The following is a 16517-nucleotide window of genomic DNA, read 5'->3' as shown; positions in this document are numbered from 1 at the left end:
GTGATCAATCGCCGCTTTGAAAATCACAACCTTACCTCACAACTCGGCTTTCGTTCCGAAAATTGATTTTCGAAAACATTCATCAAATGGATATACTTCAGACACAAGCACCGCGTAGTTACGCCACCGAATAACATGATTGCTGGTGACATAAAAAATGAATATGACTCTCAGTTCCTTTTTCGAGGCTCTTAATAGGCAAGAAAAAAAATTCATCCCCAAACTCGAGGCAGACAATCTTGGCTTATATTTAAGGGCCGCAATTAATGAGTTGGACTGGTATCACTACAATATCAGCAGAAGCGAAAACCCGTCTTACGATCAAACAGAGCAGTACTACATAATGAAACTTGGAGTTGGCCGACTGATACAGCTAGCACTAGACGCGCGGCCATCCTTTGATGCACCGACACTCATGTTTACGCGAAAAAAAGAGATAACAATTCCGGTATTAGAGCTGGCAGCCGGCTTAGGCTTCATCGAACACGGTCGTCGCGTCGCTCAGACTGTTTCGACTGGACTGTGTAGCATTGAAAGTATAGATGGAAAAGAATTCATCATCACCTTGCCACTTGAGTTGCCAGATGACGAATACTATGAGCGCGAACTTGCAGAGCACTATCGAAGGGAATCCATAAGGTTTGTCAATCAGGCTCGAAATTTAACCCTTAGCGAAGAATTCGAAACAGATATAGATGAAATTCTAGAGGCATTAGTTTTCCCCTTTCACACTCACTTTATCGGATATGGTGGTGCCCCCCTACTAGATAGTTACTTTTACAGCATCGCATTTAGCGAGCTCCAAACTCTTGAAGGTTATGATACATTTAACTATGCAACCCGTTTCGGCGGAATCCATCTCCAAAATTACATCATAGCGTTAAACTTCACCAACGCCATATCAATTCGACACGAGCGCTTTGCTGAAGCACTCGTAAAGAAAGACCCCAGTGTAAAACTAGAAAATATACTCACTATCTCAGCTGAGACAGAGAGCTTTGTAGAGGCGCTCAGAGATGCAATCAATCATTTTGGAGCTGACAGCATAGACTTTGAAGAAACGAGTTTGGAAGATGCCCGACGTATATTCGAAGTCCTTTCATGCAGTAGGAAAAACACTGCGTTACTAGCAAAACCCGGATCCCCTTTCCCCCACCTGATCCAATGCTCCGATCAAGGCTTTATCCGTTCACTTACTGGAGCTCACAGTAACTCCATACTATTCCTGCTGGAATCCCTGAGACACCATTACCCTAAGGATTACGACAAACATCAACAGTCTCGTGAAAGATCAATGCAAACAGCAATGAAACGAATTTTAAATGATGGATTTGAGGATCTTGAATACCTTGAAAATATCAAGATAAAATTAGACGGCAAATTATTAACAGATATTGATCTGGCAGTAATTGAAAGATCCACAGGAACAGTATTTCTTTGTCAATTAAAGTTCCAGGAACTTTACGGACAGGATCTTCATTCGAAACATATTCGAGCCAATCGCTTAAAGGAAGAAGCAACTCGCTGGCTTGTCAGCTTAAATAAATGGATAGAACATGTAGGAGAAGCAGGCATCAGAAACTCACTTCGACTAAACAAGGGATTCCCAACGCTGAATGTGTTCCGCCTTATAATAGCGAAGCATTACAGCCACCCTCTAAAGGATCTAACTGCATGCAATAATACGGCCCATGCAAATTGGAATCACTTCTTTAATTCTGTCGAGTTAATCAAGCAGCGGAAAACCAAAAGCTCGAGATTATCAGACCTCATCTCCATGATAAAGAACACAGAAAAACCTCACGGAACAAAAACCCATAACGACGAGCCACTTAGCAACGAGTATATTTTAGACGAGTTGAAGTTCAAAATAATTCATAAAACTGAGTAACGATAATTCTTACTCAAAATAATTTTTATAGAAATTGAGTCTTAGCGACGAGCATCAGTTGGCCTTCAAAAATGAAACTTCTTTGGCGTAGGCCTGACAGGCCGCCAGCGCGATCAGTCCTTGGTCGCCGGCATCGGTGATGCCGATAATTCGTTGAGCATGCGCTGGGTCAAGTTGGGCTCTTGTGGCGCCATGAACCATGCCGCCGGTTGTGGTGGCGGGTGACACTGTGCAGCCGTTGGCTGTATCTGTGGCGTCGAGTAGGACTGACAAGCGCAGATCAGCAGTGGCAAGGCGGTCGCGCAGGCGACCTTGATCACGTTGGGCATCGCTCAAAACTCGGTAATGGGTTTGTTCACTGACGGAAAGCCGCTGCTCGAGCGCCAGGCGCTTATCCTGCTCGGCGAGTTGTTGCGCCGCCGCGGCCAAAGCCAGCTGATTGAGAGTGTCGGTGTGCAGCCTGGCATGCTCCGCCAATTGCTGGCCGTAACGCCAGTCTTGAACCTGCCAAGTCAACGCGGCAGAACCACCAACCACGGCGACGAGCAGCACACCAATGGCGACCAGCCGATACGGCGCAGGGATCAGGTCGACGAGACGCATAGCACCGCCCTCGCCCGCTCCCACAGCTGCAGTCGATCCGCCAGGCCATTGAGGCCGCCGTTGATCTTGCGGGTGATCGCGTTGAACTCGTTTTGATCCGCCAGCGCGTTCAACCCATTCACCGACCAGAACCACGCGGCCGACTCAGCAGCCCATTGCGGCAGTTCCAGCAGCTCTGGGGTGCGCAACAGTCGCTCATCACCAAACAACGCTAAGCTGCAGCGCAGGTAATTGTTGTGGCCGGTGATCTGGATCAAACCGCGACCCCGATAACGCTGGCCATCGCCGTCCGATTCCGGCGTGTTGCCGAGTTTTACCGCCAGATTGCCGGTGTCGTATTTGCTCAGGTACTGCTCACCCCCCAGCTCACGGACGTACTGCAGCTGGCCCGACTCGTGCCCCACTTGTGCCAGAAACGCCGCTTGGCGCTTCGGCGTATTGATTTGCCGGTGCGCCATGGCTGCGTTGAGGGCGGATACAAAAACGCCCGCTTGGCGGCGGGCGTTCGGCATGATGCGTTGTAGCTGTTGCTCGGTGATGGACATACAAACTCCAGGCACAAAAAAACCGCACGCGGCGGATTGGGATGCGCGATTGCGCGGTTACAGGGTCACGACTTTGAGCGGCTTGGCTTCCTTCTTCTTTTTCTTGCCCTTGGCACTGGCCTTGCCCGTCTTGCCGCCGTTGCATTCGACGGTGGTCGACCAGCCGGCTTGGGTAAAAACCTGCTCGACGGAGTCGGCCAGGTATTCGCCATCGAGGCCGACCTTGAAGCCCTGGGCGATGATCGGGCGTTCGGCAAACAGGTCCGTGCGGCCGGGCATTTCGAAACGCACGCCGGCGCTCGATCGGTTGAACGCGGCCAAGCGCGCCTTGGCGGCGGATTCGGCGGCGGTTTTGTTGGGGTAGATATGCCGGTCGGTGTGCACCGAGGGCAGCCCGGCCGGCAGGTCGTCATTGTCCAGGGACACCACCACCAGCTTTCCGGTTTTCTTGTCTTGGTGCTTGGCCCCCACCGATTTGTGCGTGTCGCGATCCTCTAGATTGAACTGCCAACGGCTCACGTCGCGGCGCGTCAGGGTGATCGCGCCGAAGGCCTTGCCGCTGGCGGTCTGCCCGCCTTGACGCGGCATCACCATCAATTTGCCGTCGGCGACCTTGGCCGTGCAGTCGTATTGCTTAGCCAGGCGCGTGATGAAATGAAAGTCGGACTCGTTGAGCTGGTCCGCCCGGGCGACTTTGGTCGACACCGGACACGCCGGCGCCCAGCCGTTTCGCGCGGCGATATCGCCGACGACCTTCGACAGCGGCACGTCCTCCCAGCTCCCGCTGCGGACAGTCTTGCCACTGCCGCGCATGTCGCTGGCCTTGCCCTTGATCACGATCGTATCCGGCGGCCCGGACACCGTCACCGAATCGACCACGTAGCGGCCCAAGCGGGCCAGCCCCGTCTCGGCATAGCCCAGGTAGACCTCGATCCCGATGCCGCGCCGGGGCAGCGTCACCAGCCCGTCACGGTCATCAATGCGCAACTCGAAGGTGTCCGACTCCATGCCCGGCTTGTCGGTGGTGCTGAGCTGAATCAGCCGATCGTTGATCAGGGCGGTGATGTCGGCACCATCGGCCACGATACGAAACATGGGGGTCATGGATTTTTTCCAAAAGAAAACCCGCACAAGGCGGGCTTAGGGGGATAGAGCGTTACGCGTAACGAACGGATTCACCGGACGGCGCTCCGGACGGCGTCAATCCCACAGGGTGACTTGTTCCTGGGCGGGTGCCGCCAGATCCGGCAGCACGATCACCACGCCGGCGCGGTACGGTTGGGGCTCATCGGCCAACCCCTGATTGACATCAAGGACCGCCTCCACGCTGCCGTTGAGGTGGCTATAAAAGTTATGGCAGATGGTGTCCAGCAGATCCCCGTCAGACGTTCTGCATGTCGTCGCCATAGCGCACAAACTCCAGAGTGAACCCTTGTTTACGCGGGATGCCGCCCTGCATCAGCGAGCTTTGTTCTTCGTCGACGCTTTTCAGGCACCAGGTGCCCAGCACGTCGCCATAACCCGTGGTCAGCGACAGTGGCTTGAGTTGCCCCCCCAGCGCGCGCAACATGTCGAGCTGCTTCAGGCCTGCCTTGAAGCCGGGAAAAATAGCGCCCTTGAGCGTGATCTTTTCCTCACCCATGCCCACGCCTTGCTGCGCCGGCCGACGCGACAGACGCTCCTGGGAGGCCCAGCGGAATTCGGTCGAGCGTCGCAGCTCATCAAAGGCCGCCGTGTCGAGGTTGAAGAAATACGGCTGCGCCTTGGGGTCTTCCGGCTGGATGATCAGCAGGTGTGGAAACGGCTTAACCGCCTCCGGCGCCGGCGTCTGATCCGTGGCAAAGGCCCTAGTGGGCACGATGTTGGCCAGCGACGGACTGACCTTGCCGGCGATCTTGTTGATCGCCGTCGCCGCCTTGCCCGCCTGCTCCTTTAGCACGCCCAAGCGCTCGTCAATTTGCGACAGCGCCCGGGTGGCCGTGCCGTACATGGCCACCACTTGCCCGACCTTAGCCTGAGCTGCATTCACTCCGCGCATGACGCGCTGAAGCTTGGCCCCGATCGCCGGACCGACAAAGGGCAAACCCTCCAGCTCGGACGCCGCGCCGGTGATTTCCCCGATCGCGCCATTCACCGGCCCCAACATGCCGTCCAGGCTGCGCCGGCCTGTTTCCCCGGCCGAGGCCAGAAACTTCAGCCCCGACTGTAACCGCTGCAATGAAGTCTTTTCCTGATCAGACATACGCCCTCCTGATTAAACGTGCGGCGCGTCGTGGAGCTGAGCGCTCCCCATTTGCTTGGCCATATCGCGATAGTGCTGATCGAGCAACGGCTTGAGCTGGCCATAGAGTTGCGCCGCGTCCTTGACGTCACCGTTGACCGTCAGCGAAAACGGCGCCTGAATCGCCACGTTGGACTCGACTTTGGGCGCCTCCGCTTTCGCCGCCATCGGCTTGACCAAGGCCCCCGCTGCCGCGTCGGCACTGGCTGGCGGCAGCATCATGGCTTTGGCCGCCTGCCCCGGTTGCGGCGCCGGATCTTCCAGGCCCGAACGAATGACTTTCGGTCGACGCAACTCCGAACCCGGGAAGCGCACCTTGTTGGCAAAGTGCGGCATCAACATGGCGTCTTTCGAGTTGAGGTCGCGCGGGTCATACGACACCGGCGGCGCGGCCGGCACGATCGGCGCGGCGGCCGTCGTCGCGGCGACACTCGCCCCCGGGCCAGCGCCGGGACTGGCCAGCATCAGCGGCCCGGTGGTCGACGGGGCGAACGATTGGGCAATGCCGCCCAGCACCGGCGGGATGTCCTTGCCGGCATTGGCCATCATCAGCGGCCCAGCGGCCGGCAGGCGCTTCAGCTCGTCAGGCGTGCCAAAAGCGGCCTTACCCAGCGCACCGCCCAGGGCGTCACCGCCCTGACTGCCGAGATAGCCGCCAATCAAACCGCCGACGAAGGTGCCAATCACCGGCAGCACCATCGTGCCGAGCGCCGCCCCAGCGGCCGCCCCGGTCAGCGTACCCGCCAAGCCCCCAGCGGCCGCGCCGTAACCTTCGGCCTTTTCGTCCTGCGTCACCGCGTTGTCGTAGGTGTCCTTGGCTTTCAGACCGGCCTCAACGACCGCAAAGATGGCCGGCCCCTTGACCCCCGAGGCCACGGTTCGACCGACGCCACTCACCGCCCGCCCGACTGAACCGGCAGCGCCGGCCGTGCTGGCCGCCTTGGCCGTGTTTGCGGCGGTCGAGGCGACACTGGCCAACTTGCCGCCTTTACCACCTCGGCCGCCCTTCCTGCCCTTCTTGTCGCGCTTGCCGTCGTCGTCCAGATCACCAGCATCCAGGCCACCACCCCCGCCACCCCCCCCGCCCACCACAATGACCTTTTGCGGGATGTTCGGGTTACCCATCAGCGAACCGCGACCGATGTTGAGCAAGCCCTTGGCGATCTTGAAGGTACTCATCGCGCTCTGAAAGGCGATCACCGCTGCCACGGCCGCGCCGATGCCGGTCACCACCTTGGGCGATTCGTCCGACAGCTTGCTCAACCCTTGGGTGACGTAGGTCAGCCCGTCCGCCACGGCATCCGTGACCGGGCGAAACGCGTCGCCGATCGCGCGCATGGCGTCGTCCGCGCCCTGGGCCATTTCCGCCCACTTCTGCGCCGACGATTGCCGGCGTTCCTCCAGGTTCTTGTCCAAGATCCCGGTGGCGTTGGCCGAATCCTTTTTCAGACTCGCGTATAGCTCCTTGTTCTGCATGAACGCCGTCAGCGCGCCCTTGACCTGCATGTCGGCGAACAGATCGCCGGTGCGCAAGGCTTGTTCCAGGGACGCGATCATGGCCTTGGCTTTTTCCGGGTCGGCCTCCTTGCTGATCTTGGCCGTGGCTTCGGCCATGGCGGCGGCCTTCTTCGGATCGGTCGCGGCGATGTACTTTTGCGCCAATTCAAAGCTGGATTCCAGCGTGGATTTACCATTCTGCAGCCCGGTATTCATCGACGCCTGATAATCGATCCCGGCCTTTTTGTAGGCCTCGACCGTGTCACCCGAACCGATCTTTTCCATCCAGTTCTTGAGGTTGTTGGCCGCCTCATCGGAACCGCCGGCGGTCTTCATTTGCACCTGAAGCATGGCGCCCAGTTGCGACACGGAGTCCATGCCGGTGATGCCCAGCTTGCCCATCCCCGCCAGCAACTCGGGGAACCAACGCGCCATGTCGGCCGCTTCGAAACTGCCCGCCTGCCCTTGGTAGGCGATCGCCTCCAAGGCCTTTTGCATCATGGCCGGGTCGGTGATCTTGGCGTTTTGCCCCAGGGCGTTGATCATGCGCGCCGTTTCGCCACCGTCGGAGCCCTGCCCCACGGCGAACTTGGCGGCCGTCGGGGCGTATTGCAGGGCCTTGTCCAGCTCCATGCCAGCACCCACCAGGGCGTTGACCACCTCGGCCACCTGATTGCGCGCCATGCCCGTGTCCCGCGACGTGTCGACGATCTTTCTCGACAACTGCGCTTCTTCGGGTTTGTTGGCAATGTTGGACTTGATCGCGATGTCACGAATGATCGCGCCATAGTCCGCGCTGACCTTGGTCGGGATCGCCATCGCCGCCGTGGCGGCCACGGCTTGGCCGACACTGCTTTTGAGTTTCTGCTTGCCTTCGTCGAGCTGCTGGTGACCTTTGGCCTTCAGCTCGGCCTTGTTCGCCGCCTGCCCCATGGCCGCATAGGCCTTGGTCAGATTGCGCACTTCCACGCCTTCTTTCTTCAGGCTGTTCAGGTTGCTTTCGAGTTGCTTTTGCAACGCCGAGGCGCCCTTCTCGCCGGCCATGTGCGCCCGGCGCCATTCGTCGCGCAGGCTCATGGTGTCGCCAATGGTCTTTTCCAGCACCCGGGCATTTTTGCCTTCCGTCTCCAGGCGCTTGATGCGACTGGTGACGTCCTTGAACGCCGAGCCCACCGTGGAGCTGACCGCCCCGCCAATGACCAGACCGAGCGCGAGTTTGTTCGCCATGTTCGTGCCCTATACGTCGGGGAGTTCAAAGGCGGCTCAATCCGTGAGCCACCACAGCATCTGATCGAAGGGCAGGCTCTCAATTTCGACCGCCGAGAACCCTGTCTCTTTGGCCAAGCGTTGAGCCGTGCCCCGCAGCGTGACGGCGTTAAACGTCGTCTTCTTCGACCAGGCGAAAATAGCCCGCCGAAAGGCGCTGGTAGTCTTTGAACTTCAAGGTCAACAGCTCCGCTTCAGACAACCCGGTCAAGCTGCTGAACAGCGATATTTCCTGCTTTTCATAGTCACCATTGCCGGCGACCTTGGACGCGCGCCAGTCCTTGAGGCTGGGCGCACGCATGGTCAGCGCGTCCGTGAGAACGTCACTGATCAGGGTTGGGTATTTGAGCGTTACGGTCACGCCCTCGTCGCTTACCTTCAGCCACTTCGGCAAGGTCGGCTCGGAGGTGTCTTGGGTTACTTGAGTCATGTTCTTTTAGTCCTTAGAGGCCGAGGGCCGAGCGTTCTGCGGCCAGTTGATCGACACCGTCGACCACCTGAATCATGTTGATCGGGTCGATCTCGTACATCACGCGACCGTCGATTTCGAGCTTGTAGTAAACGGCCTTGATCGCGTGCTTGATCTCGGCTTTATCGCCCGGCTTCCAGTCGCCCATGTCGACCTCTTTGATGCCGCCGCGCAGGGTGACCACGACCGGTGTCACCACGCCTTTCAGGCCCCGGAAGGCGCCACGGAAAACGATGGTGCAGGCGGTCTGATCGGCCAGACCGAAGTACTTCAGCGACTCGCGGCGCACGCCGTTGGTGGTAAATGCCGCCTCGAGCTTTTCCAAGCCCATGGCCATTTCAATCGGGGCGGACATGCCGCCACCCTGATAGTCATCGGTCTTTTGCGTCAGCTTGGGCAGCGACAGGGTTGGCACGTCGCCGGCGAAACTCACACCGTCGACAAAGGCGTTCATGTTGGAGAGAACTTGAGGAATCATTGAGCGGCCCCCTTAGGCGGTTTCAAGAACTTCGGTCAACCATTCGTTGGTGACTTCAATGAGGAAATTCGGGTTTTCGGCCGGCGGCACGTCGGTGAAACGGATGCGCCAGTAAATTTTGCCCTGCTCGATTTGGCTGGCCGTGTTCCGTTCCGTGTCCGCGTAGACCTCGAAATTGATGATCGCGCCGGCGTTCTTCTGGTCGCGCATGAACGCCTGAAGGCCTTCGGTCACGTCCTGCACGTAAGTCTTGGTAATCGAACGGTCGACCGCCCACTTGTGCCCGGCCTGAATCGCATCCATCAAGATGTCGCAGGTCCGCACCCGGGTAACGAACGCCCATTTCGGATCGCTCGACAACGTGCGGTTACCCCACAGGCGATAACCGCCATCACGGAGAATCGTCGAGATGTTCGCGTTATTCAGCAGGTTGGCCCGGCACGTTTCGTCGCCGTCCAGGTACTCGATCGGGCGAGTGGTGCCGGTGATGCCAACGAACTCTTTGTTCGACGGCGACGCCCAGTAGCCGTAATTGGCATCGGTCCAGGCAAACAGCCCCGCGACCCACGCCGAGCCCGGCGCATCGACCGTTTCACTGGCGACGGTGTCCCAGTACTTCACGCCGGGGTCGACCAGATAAATGCGCTTGCTGCCAAACTCCAGGGCGTAAGCCATGGCCGCCTCATCGGTGGTGTTCGGACCGTCGATGATGGCGATCGCACGCAACTTGCCGGCCAGGGCGTCCATGGCCGTGGCCACCGCTTGGGTCGACGAATGCCCCGGGGCGATCAACAGCTTGGGCTGGGCGTTGTGCTTGCTCTTGCCGTCCAGCAGCGCTTGCAGGCCGGTACGCTGGCCCGAGGCGAGAACGCCACCGATGATGGCGGAGGTTTGCAGCGCCGCGTCAGCGAGCTTAGGCACGCCGATGGCGACGATCACCGCCTTGGCCCGCACGTAGATCGCCTGGGCGGCCTTGGTGATTGCCGAGTCAGGACCGAATGCGGCAATGGCTTCGCGCTCGGACGTGAGCAACACCAGCTCGCCAGCCAGCGCCGTACCGCCGCCAAGAACGCCCGGGGTGAAGGTGTCGCACAGGCCGATGATCGACGACGACGGCAGCGAAATGGTGCGCGCGCCGGTGTCGATCAACGAGGTGGTGACGCCGTGAAAGAAACTCATAAGGCTTACTCTCCAGAAACGAAAAAGCCCCGCATAAGCGGGGCTGTCAGGGATGGTCGTGTTACGCGTAACGGAAAAGAAAACGCCCCGTCAGTGCGGGGCGTTATTCGGTCATTTCAGCGGCCGGCGTGGACCACGGAAATTCCTTTTGGATTTCGTTAAACCGCCGCACACCTGCAGCGCGAATATCCTGCCAACCGGGCTCGCCCATGGCCTCCATGCGCTGGGCTTCTGCAAAGTAGCGATCGGAGCCTGTCAGCGGATCAGCATAGGCGCGAAGGCGCATAGCCTCGACCAGCTCGCTGGTGTATTCAGACGGCAAAAGCTCAGGCAAAGAATGCTTGGAAATAGCGCCATCCTCGCCCAGCTTCCAGACGCCATCGACCTCTTGGGTGATCCGCATCCACAGGCTTTCGTCAATTTCCACAGCCTTCTCAGGTATTTCATTTACGCCACGGATCAGGCGCTCTTTAAGAACTCCAGCCCCATCAAAAGTTAAAAACTTCATGCTGCCCCACCTTAATGCCCGATTGATAGCCAGTAGAAGTTCACTACTGTTTGCACCGCCGTCCCCGTCGCACCAGAAGTAACCCCGACGGCATTGAATCCGGTTGTATTAGGCACTGCGGTCAGTTCTACAACGTCGGCACCACCCGTCACGTTGAACGCGGTGGCCTGCACGCCGAAACAGGCGCTCGGAAAGGTAAGCGGGAACGGGATAGCGGTCGAGGCTGCTGGAATTGAAGAGTAACCCCATTGAAAAATGAAGCCACCCAACCATGACGGCAGAACCAAATAACCGTTTGCAGCCTTGAGTATCTGAAAACCCCAGCGCAGTTTTTTGGGCGTTACGATTCTGGTGTCATCAACACCAGCATCTGTAAGCGCCTGCGTCGCAATCTTCGCCGTCCCCTGATTCGCTTCAGTGGCTTGAGCGGCAAGTGCCACTAGGGCCGCTATATCAATGCTCCCTTGGTTGATAGGGGCGTTCCAGGCCTTGAGGCACCACATCACCGCGAGACTGCGCGGACGCGTTTCGGAGCCACCTGAGTTAACCGTATTGGTAGTGGCCACAGTCTGCACGGAATCAGCGCCCGTACCAGCGAGGAACCCGCCGAGGGCTATTGGCCTGACAACACCGTTAACAACACCAGTAGCAGCAAGGCCATAGGGGTCGATATCTGCATCCACCGCATCAAAATAACGGTGATTGTGGCTTTCGTTCTGGCCTAGCTGATAAGTGCCAATCCCACGGCCAACGTCGACCCCGCGCCCATGGTCCCAACCGCGCAGGAACTCACCGCGTGATTCCGGCAGACGGAAATTGCCCGCCCCTTCGCCGCCCGTATTGAACGCCGTCCCGAGAAACGCCGCCAGATCGGGATAAGCCGCAATGCTTTTGACACTGCCGTCAATTTCCAGAAACCCGGGCGGGAGTTTGTTTACCGGGAAGGCCACCATCGTGCCGACCGGCAGCGCCGAAGCCTGGGCAATCATCGCCTCGATTTCCGGCTTGGTGTACGCATCCATGATGCCCATGGCGGCCAGCGTGCTGGGGTTGTCACCCGACACCACAACCCCGCGATCGTTGGTTTTAACCCGCGTCCACTCGCCCGGGATCTTGTTTTTCGGCAGCACCTCCAGAATGGCCGCGTCGACGTAAGCCCGCGACGCCAGCACCACCGCCGGATCAATCTTGAGCGTGATGTTGCCGGAGTTGTTGACGATGAAATTCATCCGCACCACTTGCGTGCGGCCGGAGCCCTGCGACAACAACGGCTTGTAGCTCGGCGCGCAGTTGGCCACCGCCACCAGATCGCCGTCCGCGTCGTACAGACCGATTTCACGAATCCAGCGCCCGCCCTCATCGGCCGGAATGATCTGCTCGGCAATGATGATCGCTGGGTCTGCCGCGTCGACCTTGAGCTGATTCAGCGGCCGGCGACGCCATTCGTTGATCAGACGGGTTTGCGTCGCCGTAGGGATCGGGTCGGTCAGGTTGGCATCACCCACGCCCATGTCGGTGATCTTCCAGGGAATGCCGAGCGCGTCGGCGTTCGCCTGCTTGGCCAGCCCCACATTGGTAAGGATGGCGAAAAACTGGGAATTCGCATCAATCATGGTAAACGTCCAGGGTGTCTATGGAGTGTTCGCGGCCGATCACGGCAAAGCGTCCCGTGACCTCGATGTCACGCATCACCGGCGGGTACACGTCGATTTCGTCGCCTTCGTAGAGGCAAGCGGCAATGTTCAAATGACCTTGGGTTTCGAGGCTGATCGCCAGCCCCGTGAGCTGCCGGGTGACGGGCTTGGCGTCGTCAATCAGGCGCTCTAGCTCCTGATACATTTCCTCGGTGATGCCGGTATCCAGCACGCCGACCTTCAGCGCAAAGGTGCCCGGCGGCCCCTCCGGCACCGTCTTGAACCACTCGATGATCTCGATCAGATAACCCAGAGGCTCGACCACCCGGCGCAACGCGCCGATGGTCCCCTTGTGGGCATGGATGTAATACGACGCCTTGATGGCCGCGCGCTTGGTCGCTTCCGACCACCGATAGTCCCAGCGATCGACCGACCACGCCCACGCCAAATGCGGCAGCAAATGGACCGGGCAGGTGTCGGGGTTGTACAGGGTGCGCAGCGGGACAATCGTTCGCTCGTAGAAAGCCGCCTCCAGGGCGCGCTCCAGTTGCGTGCTATTGCTCGGCAGCAGACTTTTCATGTCGCCCCCGCCAAAGTCACCTCGTAATCGACGCACCACGCCGCCTGCGCCTTGGTCGGCGCCAAGTCCACCCAGTCGACCAGCTCCACCCGGGCCACGCCGGCAACGTGCAGTTGCGCGTCCACGGCCGACCGCGCGACCTCGACCCCTAAGCGTTTGCGCGGATTGATCCACGCCGCCAAGCGCTTTTTGGCTTCGACCAAACTGGCGTCCCCCTCAGGCCCGGCGCCGGTCATGTGCAGAATGGCGTCAACGCGATACTCGATAATCTCCGCGCTTTGCACCGTCACCCGATCGCACACCGGCCGCACGTCGTCGTCATTCAGGGCGGCCCTGACCGTGTCCAACAGCGCGGGACTGGCCTCGCCGCGCCCTTCAGAACCCAACACCGTTACCGTAACGTAGCAAGGCGCCGGGCTTTCGGCCGTAGCATCAGCCACCAGCCCCGAGGCGTTGCGCGCGTGAAGAATGTAGCTGTTACGCGGCCCCGCCGTGGTCAGGCCCTCAAAGGCCAACTGGATGCGCTCGCGAAACGGGTCGTCCAGTTCCTTGACCTCGGGCACCGGTGGCACCGCCGCCAGATCCGCCGCCTGAATCACCAGGCGTTTCAGGTTGTAATTGGCGCCTAGGTGATCGAGGTCAGGGCCGATCGCATGGGCCAGCAACAACGCCTTGCCGGCATCGTTGACCCGGGCGCGGTTACCGACCTTCAGATAGGCCGCCACCTCCAGCAACTTCACCACCGGATCACTCTCCAGCGGCGCGCTCCAGTTGTCGCCCATGTAGCCGCGAAAGGTGGCCAGCACTTCGTCGTAAGTGTCTTCAAAGTCCAGACCTTCCAACACGTCCGGCGCCGGTAACGCCGACAGATCCACGATGCTCATACGCTCACCTCAAACAGAAAACGGTCGCCGAGGTATTCGCCGGCAAGACTTAGCTGGACCTTGCCGCCCAACACCGAAACGATGCGGATGCGCTCCAGCTTGACGCGCGGCTCCCAGCGCCCGATCGCGCGGACCGCCTCGGCTTGCACCGAGCTTTTCCAGCCTTCGTTAACCGGCATGTCGACGTATGAGGGCACCTTGCTGCCGTACTCCGGCCGATGCCGACGACTGCCCAGCCGCGTGCCCAGAATGTCAGCGATGCACTGGCGCAGATGCTCGATGCCGGAGATGGGTTGGCCGGTGTGGCGATCCATTCCGATCATCTAAATCACCCCATCGGTTCGAATTCTTGATGGGCCTTCAGGTAGCTGACAGCCTGCTCGTCAGACACGGACACTTCGACGCAGCCCTTGGCCACCGGCAACGTGCGACCTGAGCCCGTAATGATCAAAGTGCGAGAGGTAAAGACCTTGTCGCGAAACTTCAGAATTAAATCCGTCGCTCGGTGCGGCTGCGGCTGCGGCTGCTCAATGCTGAGAACATCGTTTGTCTTCGCCATGGTTTCTCCAGGCATGAAAAAACCCGCACCGGGCGGGCTTGAATGGGTTAGTGATTAGTGCGAATGATGGTTACTGTTACCCGTGGCGTCGATGATCGAGGCGTCACTGGTGATGTTCTGCGTGACGTGTAACGGACCGTCGATTCCCACTGCGCCGACCAGCTTGATGGCCGCCGCCGTGACCGTCGCCGACTCCGATGTCAACGCCACTTCCGTGCCGCCGACATTAGCCGTCACGGCGTCATCCGTAACGGCCACCTCGGTACTGCCGACTTTGATCGTCACCGTCCCGCTCGGCAGAGTGATGGTGTAGGTCATGGCCTGCCAGTCGTAGACCAGAGAGCCGCCATCGTCGAAACGCCAGACTTCGACATGGTCGCGATTATCCGGCGGCGCGCCGGAATTGCCGTACAGCCCCGGGATAAAGGTGCCCATGCCGGCCTGACCACTGGGGTTAAACAACACCCCTTGCTCGCCAATGCTCGGCGCTCGCCAGTGCCGCGCTTTACCAGCCGCGAGACTGTGCCAACGCACCCAGGCGCTCGTCCACTCGCCATTCGATACCCGCACCATGGCCGCCGGCAGATCCAACCCGACCACCGCACACGGCATCAGCATGGCCGCGATCATGCGGTCATGCTCACCTACCGCGAAACTCACAGGTCCTCCGGCTTAACCGGACCATCACCCGGCTCAATATCAAACACCAGCGAGCCTGGAGGCTCGTCCGGCCATGGCCACTCCTCGATACCCAGGTAGATTTGGTGAGTCCATTCCACCAACCAGACCACATAGCCATCCAGCTCCGGCTTGGTCCAGTCCTGCATGGCCTGGACAAACTCGGCGGGGTCGACCTCAAGCCCCCAGGTTTGCAGTCGCAACAAAACAGCCAACTGGGCTGCAAGGTACGCGGCTTGCTGGCAATGCTGCGGCCGAATTGGATCGACAATGATCCGCGCTTCGAACTTGCAAACCAGAGTGGTTTGCCCTGTTCCGATGTCGACACCAGGTTCCATCTCAGCCAACTCGATGAACACCGCCGGCAGTGCAATGCGGTCCTTGATGTTCGGCCACGCTGTCACCGCGTGAACGCCTGGAAGATGAGCCTTCAGGTGTTGTTCTATTGCCCGGTAAAGCTGATCGAGACTAAACGGCTCATCAGGCATTGGCCGTCCCCTTCAAATACTTTTGCAGCTCAAAGTTGAATTCCTGCCGCAGGACTTCCAGCAGGCGCGCATCAGCGCGTTTGACCCAACTGTCGAAGTGCGGCCGGGCTTGTTCCAGTGACACCTTCGCTTTCGCCAACGGAAAGCGATTGCCATTTTCCGCAACCCAGCCCGAACTGGCGCCGCCACCGGACGACACCGTGCTATCGGGATAGTCGTCCGCGTTGAAATGCTTGCTCGCGGTGCGGATCCAGATGTCGGGCTTGTTGCCGTAGACCTTCTTCAGAAAGGCACCTTGGTAACGCCGACCGGCCACCGACACGCCACTACCAGACTGCCGCGCTCGGCCGATCCGGCTGGACTCGATGGCGTTCAAACCGAACCACAATTTACCGCTGGTGGCCCCACCGGTGACCGGGTAGCTGCGCAAGCGCTGACGGACCGCCGCGACGGCAATACGCTCTTGCCGACTCACCGCCCGGGCGATGTGCGTGCGCAGCCAACCCAGCGTTTTGTTGATCGCCCGACGTTGGGCGGCTGCGGCAGCCTTAGGCACCAGCTTGGCGAAGTCCTGAAACGCGTTCAGGTCCGCCGTCGAGGACTGGATGGAAATCATCCCGCCACCGGCCGAGGGCTTGAAGTAACTGCCGACGCTCACGGGCGCATCCTCAGAATCAAGGCAACCAGACCGTCGCCGCTCGGCTCCAACTGCAGCAGGTCGTAATCGCCACCGCCATCCAGCGCGGGCAGATCGATGCTGACCAGCATGCCCTGCTCCAGGCCGTGTGAATCGCTGACGCGGATCTCGAACCGTGGCTCACGCAACCCGGTGTTGAGCTTGCCGAATTTGGGCTGTAACCAGGGCGCGGCGAACATGCCGAGCACCGGTTCAGCTCGGCCCTCGATCCGCGCGCTATCGCCCAGAGTTTCGAACACCACCGCGTCGACCTCGGCCACCAGGTCGCGAAAGCCCACGG

General features: G+C 59.6%; 20 protein-coding genes. 1 reads left to right on the top strand and 19 read right to left on the bottom strand.

What is annotated here, in order from left to right:
- The first annotated feature begins 157 nt into the window (after positions 1 to 157).
- Positions 158 to 1891 carry a hypothetical protein gene (locus ACA053_RS09870; protein WP_497395227.1) on the top strand — a complete coding sequence of 578 codons (1734 nt, stop codon included), beginning with the start codon at positions 158 to 160 and terminating at the stop codon, positions 1889 to 1891.
- 54 nt (positions 1892 to 1945) lie between these two features.
- Here the strand turns inward: ACA053_RS09870 and ACA053_RS09865 are convergent, their stop codons facing one another.
- From ACA053_RS09865 to ACA053_RS09775, 19 genes are all read right to left on the bottom strand, one after another.
- A complete protein-coding gene (locus tag ACA053_RS09865; RefSeq protein WP_497395225.1) occupies positions 1946 to 2494 on the bottom strand; it encodes a lysis protein in 549 nt (182 codons plus the stop codon).
- Entirely contained in the window at positions 2476 to 3039 is a 564-nt protein-coding gene (locus tag ACA053_RS09860) for a glycoside hydrolase family 19 protein (protein WP_497395223.1), read from the bottom strand. The genes ACA053_RS09865 and ACA053_RS09860 overlap by 19 nt, the downstream gene beginning before the upstream one ends.
- A gap of 57 nt (positions 3040 to 3096) precedes the next feature.
- On the bottom strand, positions 3097 to 4143 hold the full coding sequence (locus ACA053_RS09855) for a phage late control D family protein (protein WP_497395221.1): 1047 nt from the start codon (positions 4141 to 4143) through the stop codon (positions 3097 to 3099).
- 96 nt (positions 4144 to 4239) lie between these two features.
- Entirely contained in the window at positions 4240 to 4446 is a 207-nt protein-coding gene (locus ACA053_RS09850) for a tail protein X (protein WP_497395219.1), read from the bottom strand.
- Positions 4421 to 5281, bottom strand: a complete 861-nt coding sequence (locus tag ACA053_RS09845; protein WP_497395217.1) for a phage tail protein — start codon at positions 5279 to 5281, stop codon at positions 4421 to 4423. Before ACA053_RS09845 ends, ACA053_RS09850 begins: the two co-directional genes overlap by 26 nt.
- Positions 5282 to 5293: 12 nt before the next feature.
- Positions 5294 to 8044 (bottom strand): phage tail tape measure protein, encoded by a 2751-nt coding sequence (locus ACA053_RS09840; RefSeq protein WP_497395215.1) that lies wholly within the window; start codon positions 8042 to 8044, stop codon positions 5294 to 5296.
- Between the two features lie 148 nt (positions 8045 to 8192).
- On the bottom strand, positions 8193 to 8513 hold the full coding sequence (locus ACA053_RS09835) for a phage tail assembly protein (protein ID WP_497395213.1): 321 nt from the start codon (positions 8511 to 8513) through the stop codon (positions 8193 to 8195).
- A 13-nt stretch (positions 8514 to 8526) separates the two neighbouring features.
- On the bottom strand, positions 8527 to 9030 hold the full coding sequence (locus tag ACA053_RS09830; RefSeq protein ID WP_221106765.1) for a phage major tail tube protein: 504 nt from the start codon (positions 9028 to 9030) through the stop codon (positions 8527 to 8529).
- Positions 9031 to 9042: 12 nt separating this feature from the next.
- A complete protein-coding gene (locus ACA053_RS09825) occupies positions 9043 to 10209 on the bottom strand; it encodes a phage tail sheath subtilisin-like domain-containing protein (RefSeq protein WP_403108037.1) in 1167 nt (388 codons plus the stop codon).
- A gap of 103 nt (positions 10210 to 10312) precedes the next feature.
- Positions 10313 to 10717 (bottom strand): hypothetical protein, encoded by a 405-nt coding sequence (locus ACA053_RS09820; protein WP_497395211.1) that lies wholly within the window; start codon positions 10715 to 10717, stop codon positions 10313 to 10315.
- An 11-nt stretch (positions 10718 to 10728) separates the two neighbouring features.
- A complete protein-coding gene (locus ACA053_RS09815) occupies positions 10729 to 12330 on the bottom strand; it encodes a phage tail protein (protein WP_497395209.1) in 1602 nt (533 codons plus the stop codon).
- Positions 12323 to 12931, bottom strand: a complete 609-nt coding sequence (locus ACA053_RS09810; RefSeq protein ID WP_497395207.1) for a phage tail protein I — start codon at positions 12929 to 12931, stop codon at positions 12323 to 12325. Before ACA053_RS09810 ends, ACA053_RS09815 begins: the two co-directional genes overlap by 8 nt.
- Positions 12928 to 13815, bottom strand: a complete 888-nt coding sequence (locus ACA053_RS09805) for a baseplate assembly protein (protein ID WP_497395205.1) — start codon at positions 13813 to 13815, stop codon at positions 12928 to 12930. The genes ACA053_RS09810 and ACA053_RS09805 overlap by 4 nt, the downstream gene beginning before the upstream one ends.
- On the bottom strand, positions 13812 to 14138 hold the full coding sequence (locus tag ACA053_RS09800; RefSeq protein ID WP_497395203.1) for a GPW/gp25 family protein: 327 nt from the start codon (positions 14136 to 14138) through the stop codon (positions 13812 to 13814). Before ACA053_RS09800 ends, ACA053_RS09805 begins: the two co-directional genes overlap by 4 nt.
- A gap of 5 nt (positions 14139 to 14143) precedes the next feature.
- Positions 14144 to 14374: a hypothetical protein gene (locus ACA053_RS09795; RefSeq protein WP_497395201.1), complete on the bottom strand. Its 231-nt coding sequence runs from the start codon at positions 14372 to 14374 to the stop codon at positions 14144 to 14146.
- Positions 14375 to 14428: 54 nt separating this feature from the next.
- Positions 14429 to 15034 (bottom strand): phage baseplate assembly protein V, encoded by a 606-nt coding sequence (locus tag ACA053_RS09790; protein WP_497395199.1) that lies wholly within the window; start codon positions 15032 to 15034, stop codon positions 14429 to 14431.
- Entirely contained in the window at positions 15031 to 15540 is a 510-nt protein-coding gene (locus tag ACA053_RS09785; RefSeq protein WP_497395197.1) for a hypothetical protein, read from the bottom strand. The genes ACA053_RS09790 and ACA053_RS09785 overlap by 4 nt, the downstream gene beginning before the upstream one ends.
- Entirely contained in the window at positions 15533 to 16198 is a 666-nt protein-coding gene (locus ACA053_RS09780) for a hypothetical protein (protein WP_497395195.1), read from the bottom strand. Before ACA053_RS09780 ends, ACA053_RS09785 begins: the two co-directional genes overlap by 8 nt.
- A complete protein-coding gene (locus ACA053_RS09775; protein WP_497395193.1) occupies positions 16195 to 16515 on the bottom strand; it encodes a head-tail joining protein in 321 nt (106 codons plus the stop codon). Before ACA053_RS09775 ends, ACA053_RS09780 begins: the two co-directional genes overlap by 4 nt.
- Positions 16516 to 16517 lie beyond the last annotated feature (2 nt).

The sequence above is a fragment of the Pseudomonas sp. LBUM1672 genome, assembly GCF_059695655.1.
The sequence above is the reverse complement of the archived record's forward strand: the minus strand, read 5'-3'. Positions and strand labels throughout refer to the sequence as shown.

Bases quoted from the DNA above. Each gene is read 5' to 3' on its own strand.
- ACA053_RS09870 (WP_497395227.1), top strand. From the start codon at position 158: ATGAATATGACTCTCAGTTCCTTTTTCGAGGCTCTTAATAGGCAAGAA.
- ACA053_RS09865 (WP_497395225.1), bottom strand. From the start codon at position 2,494: ATGCGTCTCGTCGACCTGATCCCTGCGCCGTATCGGCTGGTCGCCATT.
- ACA053_RS09860 (WP_497395223.1), bottom strand. From the start codon at position 3,039: ATGTCCATCACCGAGCAACAGCTACAACGCATCATGCCGAACGCCCGC.
- ACA053_RS09855 (WP_497395221.1), bottom strand. From the start codon at position 4,143: ATGACCCCCATGTTTCGTATCGTGGCCGATGGTGCCGACATCACCGCC.
- ACA053_RS09850 (WP_497395219.1), bottom strand. From the start codon at position 4,446: ATGGCGACGACATGCAGAACGTCTGACGGGGATCTGCTGGACACCATC.
- ACA053_RS09845 (WP_497395217.1), bottom strand. From the start codon at position 5,281: ATGTCTGATCAGGAAAAGACTTCATTGCAGCGGTTACAGTCGGGGCTG.
- ACA053_RS09840 (WP_497395215.1), bottom strand. From the start codon at position 8,044: ATGGCGAACAAACTCGCGCTCGGTCTGGTCATTGGCGGGGCGGTCAGC.
- ACA053_RS09835 (WP_497395213.1), bottom strand. From the start codon at position 8,513: ATGACTCAAGTAACCCAAGACACCTCCGAGCCGACCTTGCCGAAGTGG.
- ACA053_RS09830 (WP_221106765.1), bottom strand. From the start codon at position 9,030: ATGATTCCTCAAGTTCTCTCCAACATGAACGCCTTTGTCGACGGTGTG.
- ACA053_RS09825 (WP_403108037.1), bottom strand. From the start codon at position 10,209: ATGAGTTTCTTTCACGGCGTCACCACCTCGTTGATCGACACCGGCGCG.
- ACA053_RS09820 (WP_497395211.1), bottom strand. From the start codon at position 10,717: ATGAAGTTTTTAACTTTTGATGGGGCTGGAGTTCTTAAAGAGCGCCTG.
- ACA053_RS09815 (WP_497395209.1), bottom strand. From the start codon at position 12,330: ATGATTGATGCGAATTCCCAGTTTTTCGCCATCCTTACCAATGTGGGG.
- ACA053_RS09810 (WP_497395207.1), bottom strand. From the start codon at position 12,931: ATGAAAAGTCTGCTGCCGAGCAATAGCACGCAACTGGAGCGCGCCCTG.
- ACA053_RS09805 (WP_497395205.1), bottom strand. From the start codon at position 13,815: ATGAGCATCGTGGATCTGTCGGCGTTACCGGCGCCGGACGTGTTGGAA.
- ACA053_RS09800 (WP_497395203.1), bottom strand. From the start codon at position 14,138: ATGATCGGAATGGATCGCCACACCGGCCAACCCATCTCCGGCATCGAG.
- ACA053_RS09795 (WP_497395201.1), bottom strand. From the start codon at position 14,374: ATGGCGAAGACAAACGATGTTCTCAGCATTGAGCAGCCGCAGCCGCAG.
- ACA053_RS09785 (WP_497395197.1), bottom strand. From the start codon at position 15,540: ATGCCTGATGAGCCGTTTAGTCTCGATCAGCTTTACCGGGCAATAGAA.